The sequence below is a fragment of the Nocardia sp. NPDC004340 genome, assembly GCF_053602575.1.
On the sequence record NZ_JBSGDW010000001.1, the window covers coordinates 1,456,392 to 1,471,382 of the forward strand.

The 14,991-nt window shown below is 70.3% G+C and carries 12 protein-coding genes; 7 read left to right on the plus strand and 5 right to left on the minus strand.

Annotated features, from left to right (window positions below; genetic code table 11):
- Nucleotides 1–32 precede the first annotated feature (32 nt).
- The 3 genes from ACWEOI_RS06450 to ACWEOI_RS06460 all read left to right on the plus strand — a co-directional run bounded on the left by ACWEOI_RS06450 (nucleotide 33) and on the right by ACWEOI_RS06460 (nucleotide 4,556).
- On the plus strand, nucleotides 33–695 hold the full coding sequence (locus ACWEOI_RS06450) for a hypothetical protein (protein ID WP_452359097.1): 663 nt from the start codon (nucleotides 33–35) through the stop codon (nucleotides 693–695).
- Between the two features lie 234 nt (nucleotides 696–929).
- A complete protein-coding gene (locus ACWEOI_RS06455) occupies nucleotides 930–2,486 on the plus strand; it encodes a hypothetical protein (protein WP_452359098.1) in 1,557 nt (518 codons plus the stop codon).
- Nucleotides 2,487–2,729: 243 nt separating this feature from the next.
- Nucleotides 2,730–4,556 (plus strand): phosphoenolpyruvate carboxykinase (GTP), encoded by a 1,827-nt coding sequence (locus ACWEOI_RS06460; RefSeq protein ID WP_433669244.1) that lies wholly within the window; start codon nucleotides 2,730–2,732, stop codon nucleotides 4,554–4,556.
- Nucleotides 4,557–4,688: 132 nt separating this feature from the next.
- Here ACWEOI_RS06460 and ACWEOI_RS06465 read toward each other — a convergent pair whose 3' ends face one another.
- On the minus strand, nucleotides 4,689–6,122 hold the full coding sequence (locus ACWEOI_RS06465; protein WP_433669242.1) for an aldehyde dehydrogenase: 1,434 nt from the start codon (nucleotides 6,120–6,122) through the stop codon (nucleotides 4,689–4,691).
- A 240-nt stretch (nucleotides 6,123–6,362) separates the two neighbouring features.
- Between ACWEOI_RS06465 and ACWEOI_RS06470 the strand changes: the two genes are divergently transcribed.
- Complete coding sequence (locus tag ACWEOI_RS06470) at nucleotides 6,363–6,566, plus strand: hypothetical protein (protein WP_433669241.1); 204 nt, start codon at nucleotides 6,363–6,365, stop codon at nucleotides 6,564–6,566.
- Nucleotides 6,567–6,768: 202 nt separating this feature from the next.
- Complete coding sequence (locus ACWEOI_RS06475; RefSeq protein WP_433669239.1) at nucleotides 6,769–7,071, plus strand: hypothetical protein; 303 nt, start codon at nucleotides 6,769–6,771, stop codon at nucleotides 7,069–7,071.
- 15 nt (nucleotides 7,072–7,086) lie between these two features.
- Here the strand turns inward: ACWEOI_RS06475 and ACWEOI_RS06480 are convergent, their stop codons facing one another.
- A complete protein-coding gene (locus ACWEOI_RS06480) occupies nucleotides 7,087–7,878 on the minus strand; it encodes a methyltransferase domain-containing protein (protein ID WP_452359099.1) in 792 nt (263 codons plus the stop codon).
- A 137-nt stretch (nucleotides 7,879–8,015) separates the two neighbouring features.
- On the opposite strand from ACWEOI_RS06480, the gene ACWEOI_RS06485 reads away from it, so the two are divergent.
- Nucleotides 8,016–9,185 (plus strand): glycosyltransferase family 4 protein, encoded by a 1,170-nt coding sequence (locus ACWEOI_RS06485; RefSeq protein WP_452359100.1) that lies wholly within the window; start codon nucleotides 8,016–8,018, stop codon nucleotides 9,183–9,185.
- A gap of 72 nt (nucleotides 9,186–9,257) precedes the next feature.
- Here ACWEOI_RS06485 and ACWEOI_RS06490 read toward each other — a convergent pair whose 3' ends face one another.
- The 3 genes from ACWEOI_RS06490 to ACWEOI_RS06500 form a co-directional block, all read right to left on the minus strand.
- Nucleotides 9,258–11,147 carry a hypothetical protein gene (locus ACWEOI_RS06490; RefSeq protein ID WP_452359101.1) on the minus strand — a complete coding sequence of 630 codons (1,890 nt, stop codon included), beginning with the start codon at nucleotides 11,145–11,147 and terminating at the stop codon, nucleotides 9,258–9,260.
- Nucleotides 11,148–11,156: 9 nt separating this feature from the next.
- Entirely contained in the window at nucleotides 11,157–12,323 is a 1,167-nt protein-coding gene (locus ACWEOI_RS06495; protein WP_452359204.1) for a polysaccharide biosynthesis protein, read from the minus strand.
- A gap of 185 nt (nucleotides 12,324–12,508) precedes the next feature.
- Entirely contained in the window at nucleotides 12,509–13,645 is a 1,137-nt protein-coding gene (locus ACWEOI_RS06500) for a DUF3068 domain-containing protein (protein ID WP_433669232.1), read from the minus strand.
- Between the two features lie 187 nt (nucleotides 13,646–13,832).
- On the opposite strand from ACWEOI_RS06500, the gene ACWEOI_RS06505 reads away from it, so the two are divergent.
- The gene (locus tag ACWEOI_RS06505) at nucleotides 13,833–14,984 is read left to right on the plus strand and encodes an acyltransferase family protein (protein ID WP_433669230.1); all 1,152 of its coding nucleotides are present in this window, start codon (nucleotides 13,833–13,835) and stop codon (nucleotides 14,982–14,984) included.
- Nucleotides 14,985–14,991 lie beyond the last annotated feature (7 nt).

The window sequence follows — 14,991 nt, forward strand, 5'->3', positions numbered from 1 at the left end:
CCACCTCCGCATCCGCCCGCTACGCTGCCCGCGTGCCGCCCCGGCGAACGCCGCGCATCCAGGTCACCGGCCGCGCCCGCGCCGGAAAAACCACCCTCTGCCGCGCCCTGTCCCTGCTCACCGCCGAGGAAACCCGCCCGATCGACCGTCCCGGCCGTCCGAACCCCACCCTCGACGCCGATCTTCTCCTCTATGTCCTCCCCGGCCGGGCCGACGCAGCCGACCGCCGCCTGCTCGCCACCCTCCCGCCCGACCGCACCCTGGTCGTCCTCAACAAGGCCGATGCCATCGGCGTGCGCTGGTCCGACGCGGCCACCGCGGCCGAAGCGCTCGCCTCGGACCTCGATCTCCCCGTCTTCCCCGTGGTCGCCACGCTGGCCGCCCGCACCCGCTCGGGCACCCTCACCGACGCCGACCTGAACACACTGCGCCGCCACCGCGACGATCCGGACCCGCCCCTCACCCTCTCCCACGACCTGTTCGCCGCCCCGGACCTCGCCCCCGATCCCGAAGCCCGTCGCGCGCTACTCGACCGCTGGGATCTCCACGGCGTCTCGTGCGCTCTGACCGCCCTGCGCCACGCTCCGGAGCTTCCCGTACGGCTCCTCCTGCAGATCCTGCACTGCACCAGCGGAATCGACCCGCTCCACCGCGAACTGCACCGCCGCTACGAAGCCGCCGCCATCGGCCGGTGAACCTCCCGCGGCCAAGCCGACCACACCCCCTGGAACGAATCAGCGGTGTTGATGCCAGCACCGCGCCCCGACGATGCACCGCTTCCCGAGCCGAAGCCGGACGCCGCACGTCCGGATACCGGCCTCGAATTGCCGCCGCCGGTACGTGTTTCGGCGACTCCGGAACGACAACCGATAAAGGAGCCTGGTTCCGGCTCGTTCGGCGGTGGGCTGGAGCTGCCTCCGCTGTCCAGGGTGACGGCCACAGAGTCGGATCAATTGTCGGCAGGTCACCGCGCCGCTGATGCCGCCTCGCCGGACGTGGTCTTCGGTATCGCTCCGGGCGTGACCGATGCGGCGGTGTCGACCGCGTGCAGGCCGGCCGGGCTGCACGAAGCAGTGGAAGCCATTGTCATGCGCTGGAATCCGCACGGTCTCGCGTTGCTGCGTGGGATGGCCGCACCGGGGAAGGCCGCGGCGGTCGCGCTCATCGGCGGTGACGAATCGGCGGCGTTGCGGGTGGAGCTGGCCCGGTTCCGGCCGCACATCGATCTCGTCGGCGGTGACCCGGCTCGTTCGCATCGGGTAGCGCTCGTCGTACTCGATGCCGGTGTCCTCATCGGGGAGGAGCTGCTGGGCCGGGTACGGGGGTTGTGCGCCGACCGGACGCGGATCGTGTTCGCGCTGGATGGGATTCACGCGCATCGCGAGTGGCGAGAGGTGCGGAAGCTGGATTCGGAGCTGCTGGCCGAGGTGGGTGGCGGCGGGGAGGAGATCGTGCCGGTGTCGGCGCGGATGGCAGCGGTGGGGCGAGCGGCGGGAGATGCGGCGCTGGTGGACCGCTCGGGGGTGGGGTTGTTGCACGCGCGGTTGGTGGCGGCGGCCGGGGCGGGCGCGGCCGGGGATCAGGTGGCGATCGTGCGGGAGCGGGTGCTGGCGGAGACGCGGCGGCGGATTCGGGGGCAGTTGGCGAAGGTGCGGGACGGCGGGGACGTGGCGGGGTTGCGGGCGGAGCGGGCGCGGTTGCTGGCGGTGGGGGACGGGGGTCGCGGGGCGGCGATGAGCGTGGTGCGGAATCGGGCGCAGTTGGCTCGGGTGGAGCTGTTGCACGAGGTGGGGGCGCGGATTCGGGGGTTGCACGGGGAGTTGCGGGATGAGATCGACGGGTTGGCGCGGAATGCGCTCACCGAATTTCCGGCGCGGGTCGGCGAATGTGTGGAAAAACTCACACGGGAGATGGATCGGTCGATTCGGTCCCGGATCGGCGAATTGTGCCGCCAGGTCGAGGAATCCGTCGCGGAGGAATGGCATATATCTTTTCCGGCCCCGGCGGACCGGGTGTCGCGGGCCGCGCCGACGCCGGGACCGCGGCCGCGGGGCGTGGAGGACCACCTGGTGCTGGTGCTGGGGGCCTCGGCGGGGTTCGGGCTGGGGCGGCTGCTGGTGACGCCACTGGCCCTGTTGCAGGCCTTCGATTACGCGATCATGCCGATCAGTCTGGTCCTGGGTGCCGCGGGCGCGGGCTGGGTGGTGCGCGCCCGCCGACGCCTCGCCGAGGGCGCTCACCTGCGGCAATGGGTCGCCGACGCGCTGGTCGACGCCCGCGCGGGACTGGAACAGCGGGTCGCCACCGCCCTGGTGGACGCCGAGGAGCGGCTCACCGACGGGGTGCTCGGCAGTGCCGCCGCCCGCATGGTGGAAACCGATTCGCGGGTCGGTGAATTGGAGGCGCAATTGCGGCACGCGGCGCAGCGGCGACCCGCGCTCGTGCAGGCATGCGAACGTGACCTGGCCGCACTCGAATTCGGATAATGGCTGGTCGGAGGTTTCGACCCGGTACCGACTGGACAACCCGATTCCGTACAGCGCGATATATGGCGTTAACCTCTATGGCAGGAACCAGGGCATCCGCCGAGTTCCTGTACGTGCGTCCAGCCGGTATGGGCGCGCGTGCGGGACCGACGGGAGCCTTGCCGCAATTGGTGGCACTCGGTGTCGCGAGCCGCGCTCCTCGGCTCGATGTTCATCGGGGCCGCCCATCTCAGGAGAGTTTTCATGACCTCAGCGACCATTCCTGGTCTTCACGATGGCACCGCGCCCACCGAGCACAAGGAACTGCTTGCCTGGGTACAGGAGGTCGCAGAACTCACCCAGCCCGACCGCGTGGTCTGGTCGGATGGGTCCGAAGAGGAAGCGGCCCGTCTCTCCGAGCAGCTGGTCGCCGCGGGCACCTTCAAGAAGCTGAACGAGTCGAAGAAGCCCAACTCGTACCTGGCGCTCTCCGACCCCTCCGATGTGGCCCGCGTCGAATCGCGCACCTACATCTGCTCCAAGAACGAGGCCGACGCCGGTCCGACCAACAACTGGGTCGACCCGGCCGAGATGCGCGCCACCATGACCGAGCTGTACCGCGGCTCCATGAAGGGCCGCACCATGTACGTGGTGCCCTTCTGCATGGGCCCGCTCGGCGCCGAGGACCCCAAGCTGGGCGTCGAGATCACCGACTCCGAGTACGTCGTGGTCTCCATGCGCGTGATGACCCGCGCCGGCCAGGCCGCCCTCGAGAAGCTGGGCACCGACCGCCCCTTCGTGAAGGCCCTGCACTCCGTCGGCGCCCCGCTCGCCGAGGGCCAGGCCGACGTGCCGTGGCCGTGCAACGACACCAAGTACATCACCCACTTCCCCGAGGACCGCGAGATCTGGTCCTACGGTTCGGGTTACGGCGGCAACGCGCTGCTGGGCAAGAAGTGCTACTCGCTGCGCATCGCCTCGGCCATGGCGCACGACGAGGGCTGGCTGGCCGAGCACATGCTGATCCTCAAGCTGATCTCGCCCGAGAACAAGGCCTACTACATCGCCGCGGCGTTCCCGTCGGCCTGTGGCAAGACCAACCTCGCCATGATCCAGCCGACCATCCCGGGCTGGCGCGCCGAGACCCTCGGTGACGACATCGCGTGGATGCGCTTCGGCGCGGACGGCCGACTATATGCCGTCAACCCGGAGTTCGGCTTCTTCGGTGTCGCCCCCGGCACCAACCGCAGCTCGAACCCGAACGCCATGGCCACCATGGAGGCCGGCAACACCGTCTACACCAACGTCGCCCTCACCGACGACAACGACGTGTGGTGGGAGGGCCTCGAGGGCACTCCGGACCACCTCGTCGACTGGAAGGGCAACGACTGGTTCGAGCGCGAGTCGGAAACCCTCGCCGCGCACCCGAACTCGCGCTACTGCACCCCGATGTCGCAGTGCCCGACCCTGGCCCCCGAGTGGGACGACCCGCAGGGCGTGCCGATCTCGGCCATCCTGTTCGGCGGTCGCCGCAAGACCACCATCCCGCTGGTGACCGAGTCCTTCGACTGGCAGCACGGCGTGTTCATGGGCTCGACCGTGGGCTCCGAGCAGACCGCCGCCGCCGAGGGCAAGGTCGGCACCGTCCGTCGCGACCCGATGGCCATGCTGCCGTTCATGGGCTACCACGTGGGTGACTACCTGAACCACTGGATCACCCTCGGCAAGAACGCCGACGCCCAGGCGCTGCCGAAGATCTTCTACGTCAACTGGTTCCGTCGTGGCGACGACGGCCGCTTCCTGTGGCCCGGATTCGGCGAGAACTCCCGCGTGCTGGAGTGGATCGTCGGCCGCATCGAGGGCCGCTCCGAGGCCGTCGCCACCCCGATCGGCAATGTGCCGGTCGCGGCCAACCTCGACCTCGAGGGCCTGGACGTGACGGCTGCCGATGTCGACGAGGCCCTCGCGGTCGACGTCGAGGAGTGGAAGCGCGAGATCCCCTCGATCGAGGAGTGGTTCGAGTTCATCGGCGACAAGCTGCCTTCCGGCCTGCGTGACGAGTTCGAGGCTCTGAAGGAGCGTCTGGCCTGAGACGGCCGGTTGTGGGGGCGCACGCCCCCACAACCCGATAAGGGTGAGCGGGGGTAAGCCCCCGCACCCCCACAGAACGAAAACGGCTCGCCCGCACTGATTGTGCGGGCGAGCCGTTGTTCGTTCGCCGGGCTACGTGCCCATCGGCATCAGCAGGGACTTGGTCTCGCAGTAGGCGTCCAGGCCCTCGGGGCCGTTCTCGCGGCCGATGCCGGAGGTCTTGTAGCCGCCGAAGGGCGCGCACGCGTCGAAGGCGTACCAGTTGATGGCGTAGGTGCCGGTGCGGACCTTCGAGGCGACGGTCGCGCCGTGCTCGATGTCGGCGGTCCACACCGAACCGGCGAGGCCGTAGTCGCTGTCGTTGGCGATCGCGATGGCCTCCTCCTCGGTGTCGTACGGGAGGACCGACAGGACCGGGCCGAAGATCTCCTCGCGGGCGATCGTCATGGCGTTGTCCACGTCGGCGAAGACGGTGGGCTGGACGTACCAGCCGGGCAGGCCATCGGGGCGGCCGCCGCCGCGGATCAGGCGCGCGCCCTCGTCCTTGCCCTTGGCGATGTAGCCCTCGACGCGTTCGCGCTGCGCCTTCGAGATGAGCGGGCCGAGCTGGGCGGCCGGATCGTCGGGCAGGCCGACCGGGAACAGGTCGACGGCCGCGGTGAGGGCCTCGAGGATCTCGTCGTAGCGGCTGCGGGGAGCCAGGATGCGGGTCTGGGCAACGCAGGCCTGGCCGCTGTTCATCAGGCCGGAGAAGGCCAGCTGCGGCATGGTGGCGATGTCCATGTCGGGCAGCAGGATCGCGGCCGACTTGCCTCCCAGTTCCAGCGAGCAGCGCTTGAGCTGGCTGCCGGCGATGGCGGCGATCTTGCGGCCGACGGCGGAGCTGCCGGTGAAGGTCACCTTGTCGACGCCGGGGTGCGAGACCAGGTACTCGGAGGCGTCGGCCTCGGCGGGCAGCACCGACAGCACGCCCTCGGGCAGGCCGGCCTCGGCGAAGATGTCGGCCAGCAGGTTGGCGGCCAGCGGGGTCAGCGGCGCGGGCTTGAGGACCACGCTGCAGCCGGCCAGCAGGGCGGGCGCGAGCTTGTTGATGGCGAGGAAGATGGGGACGTTCCAGGCGATGACGGCGGCGACCACGCCGACCGGCTCGCGCGAGACGCGGGTGGTGCCGAACAGGCCGGTGCGGGTCTCGGTCCAGGGGAAGGACTTGCCGAGGTTGGCGTAGAAGTCGAGGGTGGCGCGGCCGGAGACGTAGTTGAGGGTGCTGGCGGCCATCGGCGGCGCACCGGTCTCGGCGGAGAGCGCGTTGGCGAGGTCGCCTGCCTTCTGGTCCAGCAGCGCGACGGCGCGGGACAGCAGGGCGGCGCGTTCCTCCGGCGGAGTGGCGGGCCAGGGCCCGCTGTCGAAGGCCCGGCGGGCGGCGGCGACCGCGGCGTCCACGTCGGCGCGGGTGACGACGGGCACGCTGCCGACGGTCTCCAAGGTTGCGGGCGAGACGACGGGCAGGGTGTCGGGGCCGGCCGGCGCGGTCCAGCGGCCACCGATGAACAGACTCTGGAACTCCATGAGAACACGTTACAGTTTTGTGCCCCGGGTTGTCCGCGTCCCGGTGGGCAATCGTCCCGCTGGCCGGGATTTTCTTTGAAATTGGACCCGTCGGTTTCTAAGCACCCTTGTTACCGGCGAGGTAAAACGCGGTTTGAAATCTTGGTTGCCCGGCGGTGGCCTATGCTCGGGTCAGAACACCTTTCTCCACCACTTCGGTCGGTTGCTATTCCATAGCTCTTCGAAAGGTAGATCCCCCGTATGGCTGATACGCGGCTCGATGACTTCCTGGTGGATGAGTTCTCCGATACCGACTCGCCGGTGAGCAGCACCCCCATGCAGCGGGCGGCGGGTCAATTGCAGCGGGTGCTGCCGCCCGGGTGGCGGGTGGAGGTCGTGGAGGCGACCTATCCGACTGTCCGGAAAGGACAACCGGCACTGCGGCTTCTGGTTCCGGCGGACTAGCTACGCCGGACATGTAGTCGCGCAAGCACTTCCGCATACTCGTGGCAAATCATCAGCACCCTCGGCAATCGAATCCCGACCTGTCGGTTCTGTTTTCGCCGAACGCACTATTGCATTCGGCAGCCGTAGCGAGCATGCTTTATAGCTACCGTGGATAGCTCGCACGTAACATGAACAGTTACCGCACAGGGGAGTCCGAGTCATGGCGGTGCAAGTGGTCGGCAGAGCGCTGATGACCAGCGATCTCACGCCGCATCAGGCGAAAAGCGTCGGCGCGGGCGGATGGGTGGTGTCCTTCCTACCCGGCCGGACCCTCACCACTGCGCAAGCCACCGCCGCATTACTCGCGGCCGAAGCGGTTGCCGCCGTGAACGCCCTCGCCGGTCAGGTCGGCCTGACCGCGATGGAAACCGTGGGATTGGCTACCCAGGAGTCACCGTGGGGCGAACCCGAACCCTGCACCGGCCTCCGCCGGGTGTGGCGGCGCGGCGTCGCCCTCCGCTGAACGCGCCCGGGTGGGCTAGCGCGGCCGCTTGGCGGCCACCACCACCAAGTTGCTGACCAGCAGCTCCCGCAGCACGGGAACCCGAACGACCCACCACGCCCAGCGCGGGTGATAGCGCGGGAACACCGCCAGGATCTCGATGTCGTCCGGTACCGCCGCGGCCCAGCGCACGCCCTCGGCCGCGCTGACCGCGAACAGCGAACGCCCGAAACGGTTCTTCGGCTCCCGCCCGTGCTTGCGGCGATACCGCCGGGCCGCGTACTCCCCGCCCAGGTAGTGCCACGGCCCGGTCTCGTGTCCACCGAACGGGCCGTGCCACACCGTGTACGAAAACACCATGAGGCCACCGGGTTTCGTCACCCGCAGCATCTCGGCCGCCATCACCCACGGCTGCGGCACATGCTCGGCCACATTCGAGGAGACGCACACCTCCACCGCGTCGTCGCGGAACGGCAAGGCCATTCCCGACCCGCGCACCGCGCCCGCGACCCGCAATCCGGCGGCGTGCATTTCCGAGGGGTCCGGCTCGACCGGGAGATAGCGCGCGCCCGCGCGCCCGAACTCGTCCGCGAAGTAGCCGGGCCCGCCGCCCACGTCCAGCACCACGGTGCCGCGCAGCGACTGCCCGGTCAGATCCCGGTAGAAGTCCGACACCAGCTCGGCCGTATCGGTGGCCACACCGCCGTAGAACACGGCGGGATCGGTCTGCTCGAACCGGAAGCTGCCCAGCAGCCGCAGCGAGCGTCGCAGCGTTGCCCGGCGGGCGAATCGCGGACGGCGCACGGTGGTCTGCTCAGCTCGAAGCACGGCGGCAAGTCTCTCACGCGGAGAATCGCGGGCAATCGCAGGTCGGATCGGCACTGCCGGCCCGAGACCGGTCGGCTCGCTATATTGTGGAGCCCATTGTCTGTCCGTCCCCCGACCGTGCCCCTGGAGAATCGCCCGTGCGTGAAGTGCTGCTGCTGTGCTGGCGCGACACCGGGCATCCGCAGGGCGGCGGGAGTGAGCGGTACCTGGAGCAGGTCGGCGCGCAGCTGGCCGCGCGCGGCGTGAAGGTGACGCTGCGGACCGCCGGATATCCGGGGGCGGCGCGGCGGGAATCGGTCGATGGGATCGAGATCAGTCGCGGCGGCGGGCGTTTCACCGTGTACCCGCGGGCGCTGGCCGCCATCGCGCTCGGGCGGGTCGGACTCGGACCGCTGCGGGGGCTGCGGCCCGACGCGGTCATCGACACCCAGAACGGGATCCCCTTCTTCGCGCGCACCGTGAGCGCCGCGCCGACCGTGGTGCTGGTGCATCACGGGCATCGGGAGCAGTGGCCGGTGGCCGGGAAGCTGGTCGGCCGGATCGGGTGGTGGATCGAATCGCGGCTCTCGCCGCGCGTGCACCGGGGCGACCAGTACCTCACGGTGTCGCTGCCCTCCGCCGAGGAGCTCACCGCGCTCGGCGTGGACGCGCCGCGGATCGCGGTGGTGCGCAATGGCGCGGAGCCCATCCCCGAATGCGTGCCCGCCGGTGACGAATCCGCCCGCACCCCGCATCCGAGCATCGTGGTGCTCTCACGGCTGGTGCCGCACAAGCAGATCGAGGACGCCATGGCGGCGGTCGCCGGACTGCGCGACAGCATCCCCGGCCTGCACCTGGACGTGGTCGGCGGCGGCTGGTGGGACGAGAACCTGCGCGCGCACGCCCGCGAGCTCGGCATCGCCGACGCGGTCACCTTCCACGGGCACGTCGACGAGGACGAGAAGCATCGCCTGCTGGCCCGCGCCTGGGTGCACGTGCTGCCCTCCCGCAAGGAGGGCTGGGGACTGGCCGTCATCGAAGCCGCCCAGCACGGGGTGCCGACCGTCGGGTACCGGAGTTCGCGTGGCCTCACCGATTCGGTCGTGGACGGCGTCACCGGGCTCCTGGTCGACGACTCCGCCCAGCTCACCGCGGCCGTCGGGGAACTGCTCCGCGACAGCGAGGCCCGCACCGTGCTGGGGGAGAAGGCGCGGGCGCGGGCGCGTGAATTCTCCTGGGAGCAAACCGGAAAAGGCGTCTACGAGGTGCTGTCGGCCGTGACCCGCGGCGAGCGGGTGAGCGGGCTGATCGCGCCCGCGCGCGTCTGATTCGCCGAAGTCCCGGCGCGACGCCGTGATGATTCCTAGCATCGAGGCATGTGGATCATCGTCGTCATCGCACTAATCAGCGTTGTCGTGATCGGTGCGGGATTCGCGCTCGGATTCCCGAAGGACTGAACCGCGCCGCACCGAAAGGACTGCGGCGGTGAGGAATCCGCCGGCCAGCAGCGCGGCCCACAGCAGGTGCGCTGCCCCGGCGATCCGGCGGCTGCTCGTGGAAGCCTCGTGCGTGGCGATCTCGCCGGGCACCTTGTACAGCTGCACATCTCGATCCGCGTATACCGGAGTCAGCTGAGCGAGAACGGTTTTCGAGTCACCCATCGGCCCCGGTGTGCCACCCTCGACCAGCACCCATCCAACGCCGAGGCCCGCCAGTTCGCGCACGGACCCACCGTGCAGCAGCAGACTCTCCACCTTCCGGGCCCGTGCGCCCTCACCGGCCACACTGCCGCCGCGCACCGGAAGTTCCCCGGTCTGCAACACATCTCGCGGCAGCATGCGCGGCGCGGGATCCAGTACGGGTGCGCTCCCCGAATACCGGAACTTGCGGAACATCCCGCCCGGCAACACCGCGACATCGCCGGGCGCGCCCACCTCGGCCGCCACCTGTCGCCACCCGTCCGGATAGTGCACCGGCCGCAACGCGCCCCCGACGCCCCAGCCCATATCCGGCAGGGTCAGGAACAGGATCGCGAGGAAAAGCGCTGCGGCACCGCCGGTTCGGGCCCGCCCGGGCCGGTCGTTCGCTTCGTCCGCGACTATGCGGGAGATCCAACGGCCCACCACCAGGCACCCCGCCGCCGCGCACAACGCGTACGCCGGAACCGCCAGCGCCACGTACTTCTGGGTATCCCGCAGCAGCCCGGTCCCCGGCACCTCACGCACCAGGAACTCGCCCGCCGACAGCCCCCATCCGGTCGCGCCGAGCGCGGGCAACACGATCGCTGTGAGCCCCAGCCACACCAGTCGGCGACGAACGATGAGTCCGTGGTCGGTCCCCGTATTCGGTACAGCCGCAGCCCCTTCCGGGACTCGGCTCACCACCGCGCGCACGCCGGTCGCTACCAGGGCGAGCAACAGCAGCGTCCCGACCAGGGCGAAAAAGGTGGTGCGTGTGCCGGGAACAGCCGTGCCGTTCCAGATGGCGCCCAATCCGGCGAGGCTGCCCAGGGTGCCGAGCCAGGGTTCCGCGCGGGCCGCGAAAGCCGCGACGCCCGCCGGATCGGAGGGCTCCGCGGCGGCGCCGGAGAGCGCGGTCGCGGTGAGCCACGGGGCAGCGGAGACGATCCAGAGCACCACCGCGCCGGTCAGATTCCGGCGGCCCACCAGCGAGAGCGTCAACGCACCGGCGAGCAGGGATCCGGTGGGCGTGAGTCCCGCCGCGGCCAGGCAGCCCGCCAACCCGGCCCACCCGCCCACGGAGCTGAGGCGTCGGGTGTGGGGTGAGGTGATGCCCGCGATTGGTTGTGCCGGGTCCGAGCCCGCGCGTAACCGCCAGGCGAGCAGGGCGATCCAGGGCAACGCGGCGTAGCCAGTGAGCAGGCTCCAATGTCCTTGGAGCAGCCGTTCGGCCACGTACGGGTTCCAGATGGCGACGGTCGTCGCGACCAGCTGCGGGCCCAGCGAGACCCGCAACAGGTCGCGGGCCAGGACCGCCGCGCCCCAGCCGGACAGCCAGAGGGCCGCCAGGAGAATCGCTTTGACGATCAGTCCGCCGTCGACGACCGGGGACAGGGTGGCGATCAGCGCGTCCTGCGGTACCGCGCGGGGTGCGGCGTCACCGAGTCCGAGCGCGGAGTCGGTGAGATACGAGCGAGGGGTGCTGACGGCGTCGCGCAGGAGCAGGTAGCCGGGGCAGAGCAGCGGGTCCAGGACGATCACGGACAGCAGCAGGCTGTACCCGGCCGGGATCAGCCCGCGCCACCGCCGTTCTCCGCCCACCGCGTTCACACCGGCACCCTACGTTCCGGTCGGCCCGAGATCGGGGACCCGCGAAGGGGTCTCGTCGCGGGCCGTGCGCAGGGTGACCGCTGTCAGGACCAGTGTGGTGACGGCCGCGGTGATCGTGGCGATGAGGATCAGCGTGAGCACCGAGTGGGCGCAGGTGAGCATGACCGTCACCCCGACGCCCAGTCCGATCCAGGTGATCGCCGCGGGTGCGGTGCGGTCGGCCGCGATCGCCGACAACAGCACCGCTTGCAGCACCGCCAGCAGGGCGCCGTCGAGCGCGAACAGCCACAGCAGCCCTTGGATCGGCGCGTAGTCGCGTCCCGCGAACAAGGGGGCGAGCGGGGCGGCCAGCGCGGCGCCGAGCACCGTGACCGCGCCGATCCCCATCAGCACCGCCAGCGCGGACCGCATGGCGCGCGCGGAGTGCTTGGGCTGCGCCATCTGCGGATACAGCACCACGCCGACCGCTTGCGGCAGCCAGAACGCGATCTTGGCCGCGATCGCACCCAGCGCGTACCGCCCGGCATCGTTCTCGCTGAGCACGATTCGCGAGATGAGCAGATCGGCCGACGACAACGCCATCAACGCCGCCTGCACCTGCGCCGCCCGGAAGACCGGAACCACCCCGAGCGCCAGATCACGTGCGCCGACGGGAACGCTGACCGTGTCGGCCACACGTCGCGCCGCGACGGCCGCGGTCGCGGCTCCGGCGGCGCCCGCCCACAGCGCGGGCGCGGGGCCGCCGCCGACCGCGAGCGCGATCAGCGCCGGAGTCACCCGCAGGATCGCCGCGCCGCCCAGCACCCAGGCCAGCGGCCGGAATCGGCTGCCACCCTGGAGAATCCCTTGTTCGCCCGCGAGCAGGACCAGCAGGGGAGCGGAACAGAGCGCGCCGGCCGCGGCCACGACACTCACCTTCAACACGAGGGCGACGATCGGCACCAGCACGACCGCGGCCGCCGCGACCAGGGCGGCGCAGCGCAGCGCGAGTGTGCGCACGGCCGTCGCGGGTGCGCCGCGCACCACTTCGCGCGCCACCACGTTCTGCAAGGCCAGCGCGGGCACGGCGCACAGCACCTGGATCGCCAGCAGGCTCGCGAAGGAGCTGTATCCCGCCACTCCCAGCCAGCGGCTGGCGAGCAATTGCAGCAGATACCCCGCGACATTCGCGGTCATCGCCCCCGCCGTCACCAAGGTCAGGTCCTTGACCACGGGCAGACGGCGTACAACAGACACGCCCGCAATGCTCCCATCCGGGGTCCGGCCCCCGGCCCGCCACCCCGCGCAACCCGGACGGGTGTCCGCGAACGACAGCGGCCCAGCACCTGCGAAAGGTGCTGGGCCGCCGGGAACGGGTGCCGTCAGGGGCGCTTGTTCATGTCGATCTGCTGGGTCGGCGCGTCGAACGAGGGAGCCGGGCCGCCCGCGGGGGCGGGGACGCGGCGGGCCGGGGTCCGGCCGTCGCCGCTCTTGCCGAGCAGGCCGAGCACGATGCCGGCGATCAGGAACAGCAGGCCGAGGCCGCCCAGGATGATCGGCAGGGTGCGACCGTAGAGCGACAGCTTGTCGATGTTCTCCTTGGCCACCGAGATCTGCGACTCGATGGTGTTCTCGTCGAACACCAGGGTCGACTTGAGCGCGGTCACCTCGGGCTTGTCACCGGAGCGGGCGTAGAACAGGTGAATCTGCTCCTGGCCCTTGATGACGGTGCCGGTGTCCGGCTCGACCCACAGGTCGCGGACGTTGGTGTAGTAGCGCGCCATGGTGACGTCGCCGTCGCCTTCCACGCCCCACTTGGCGGCGGGCAGGGTCAGCTTGTTGGTCGGCGAGTTCGCGACGGTGGACAGGTCGGTGACCGGCGCCGTCATCTGGAAGTGGTAGACCTTCAGGCTGTTGATCTCGGTTTCCTCGACGAACGGGGCGTCGTAGGTCTTGCGAGTGTTGAGGTCGAAGTACGGGTACGTCTTCTTCTCGGTGCCGATCGGGAAGCGGTACTGCAGACCGGTGTGCTGCACCGGGTCCATGACCGACTCGCCCTTCTTGTCGACTGTCACGGCGATCGCGCCGTTCGGGCCGCCGTCGACCGACTCCACCGGCTCACCGGTCTTGCGGTCCACGGTGACGCGGTCGATGCTCGCGGTCAGCAGGCCGGTGTCGCCCTGCTTGTCCGTGCGGCGCAGGGTCTGACCGGCCTGAATGGTCATTTCCGAAGCGTCGGACGGGTTTTCGACGGTGAGGAAGCGCTGCGAGACGAGCGGGACGTTCTGGTCCACCTTCGCCGAGCCGGTCGTCGAAGTCAGCGACTTCGAGTCCAGCACCTCACTGGGCGCCCCGGTCTGCGGGTTGGTCGCGACGGTCGTGATCTCCAGATCCAACGGCGTCTTCGCGAGGCGGCTGACCGTGTAGGTGGGGATCATGATGGCAGCGACGAGCAGCATCGCGCCGAGCCCCACGAGTACGCAGGCAACCGTCCTTCTGGTACCGGCACTGAGTGCCATGCAGGTTCTCCTCGTCGTCGAACGCGTGTTTCTTCCAGTACTGCGGTCGCCGCGCAGCACTCGTGAGCCCAGACACTAACAGTCCGAGCGGTCCCTGAGTGCGGCCGAGGCAGGAAAACACCCCGAAACGCCCCCAAGTCAAAAGCCGGATGATCCGCGGAACACCCGCAAGGCACACTGGGACCCGATGACGACGACCACCCTCACCACCGCGGAGACGCCCGACCTGGACCCGGCGCCGGTCCGTCCGGGCCGCTTCGTTCCCGCACTCGAGGGCATGCGCGCGCTCGCCGCCCTGGGGGTCGTGCTCACCCACGTCGCCTTCCAGACCGGCGCCACCGGACAGCCGGTGCTCGGCCGGGTGTGGGAGCGCTTCGATCTCGCGGTCGCGGTGTTCTTCGCGCTGTCCGGATTCCTGCTGTGGCGGCCGCACGCCGCGGCGGCCCGCGGGCACGGGGTGGCACCGAGCGCCGGACGTTATCTGCTGCATCGCGCGGCCCGCATCCTGCCCGCCTACTGGGTGGTCGTGTGCGCGGTGCTGATCCTGCTGCCGAGCGCGGCGCACACCGCCGGACTGCGGGTGTGGCTGTCGAATCTCGGCCTGCTGCAGGTGTTCGTGCCGTTCACGCTGACCGACGGGCTCACCCAGATGTGGAGTCTCTCGGTGGAGGTCGCCTTCTATCTGGTGCTGCCGCTGCTGGCGTTCGCGCTGGTGTGGTTGCGCGGGCAGCGCGCGCGACTGCGGGTGCCGGTGGTGCTCGGCCTCGCGGTGATCGGTCTCGGCTGGAACTTCCTGCCCGTCCCCACCCCCGACGGCATCCACTCCGACAACTGGCTGCCCGGCTACCTGCCCTGGTTCGCGGTCGGCATGCTGCTCGCCGAACTCGCCGACCAGCCCGCGCCGACCTGGCGGCGGGTGGCGGGCAACCGCTGGCTGATGTGGCCGCTGGCCGTGGCGGCCATGGTCCTGGCGACCACCGACCTGGCCGGGCCGCGCGGACTGGTGCACGGGCAGCCCTGGCAGTACGCCGCCAAGATGGCGCTCGGCGCGATCGTCGGCTTCGGGCTGATCGCCCCGCTGGTGCTGCGGCCGGACCTGCCGCACCGCTTGCTGGAGAGCCGGGTCGCGGCCACCCTCGGCCGCTGGTCCTACGGCATCTTCATCTGGCACCTCGCGGTGCTGTCGATCGTGTTCCCGGTGTTCGGCGTGGTGCCGTTCCGCGGGCATTTCGTGGTGGTCTACGTCTTGACCGTCGTCTTCACGCTGCCCCTGGCCGCCGCCAGTTTCGCCCTCGTCGAGGAGCCGGTACGGCAGTGGACGCGCCGCCGCTTCGGCTGAGCGGCAG

Excerpts from the sequence above, each read along its gene's own strand:
- ACWEOI_RS06475 (WP_433669239.1), top strand. The coding sequence starts at position 6,769 with ATGGCGGTGCAAGTGGTCGGCAGAGCGCTGATGACCAGCGATCTCACG.
- ACWEOI_RS06495 (WP_452359204.1), bottom strand. The coding sequence starts at position 12,323 with ATGACCGCGAATGTCGCGGGGTATCTGCTGCAATTGCTCGCCAGCCGC.
- ACWEOI_RS06465 (WP_433669242.1), bottom strand. The coding sequence starts at position 6,122 with ATGGAGTTCCAGAGTCTGTTCATCGGTGGCCGCTGGACCGCGCCGGCC.
- ACWEOI_RS06460 (WP_433669244.1), top strand. The coding sequence starts at position 2,730 with ATGACCTCAGCGACCATTCCTGGTCTTCACGATGGCACCGCGCCCACC.
- ACWEOI_RS06500 (WP_433669232.1), bottom strand. The coding sequence starts at position 13,645 with ATGGCACTCAGTGCCGGTACCAGAAGGACGGTTGCCTGCGTACTCGTG.
- ACWEOI_RS06505 (WP_433669230.1), top strand. The coding sequence starts at position 13,833 with ATGACGACGACCACCCTCACCACCGCGGAGACGCCCGACCTGGACCCG.
- ACWEOI_RS06470 (WP_433669241.1), top strand. The coding sequence starts at position 6,363 with ATGGCTGATACGCGGCTCGATGACTTCCTGGTGGATGAGTTCTCCGAT.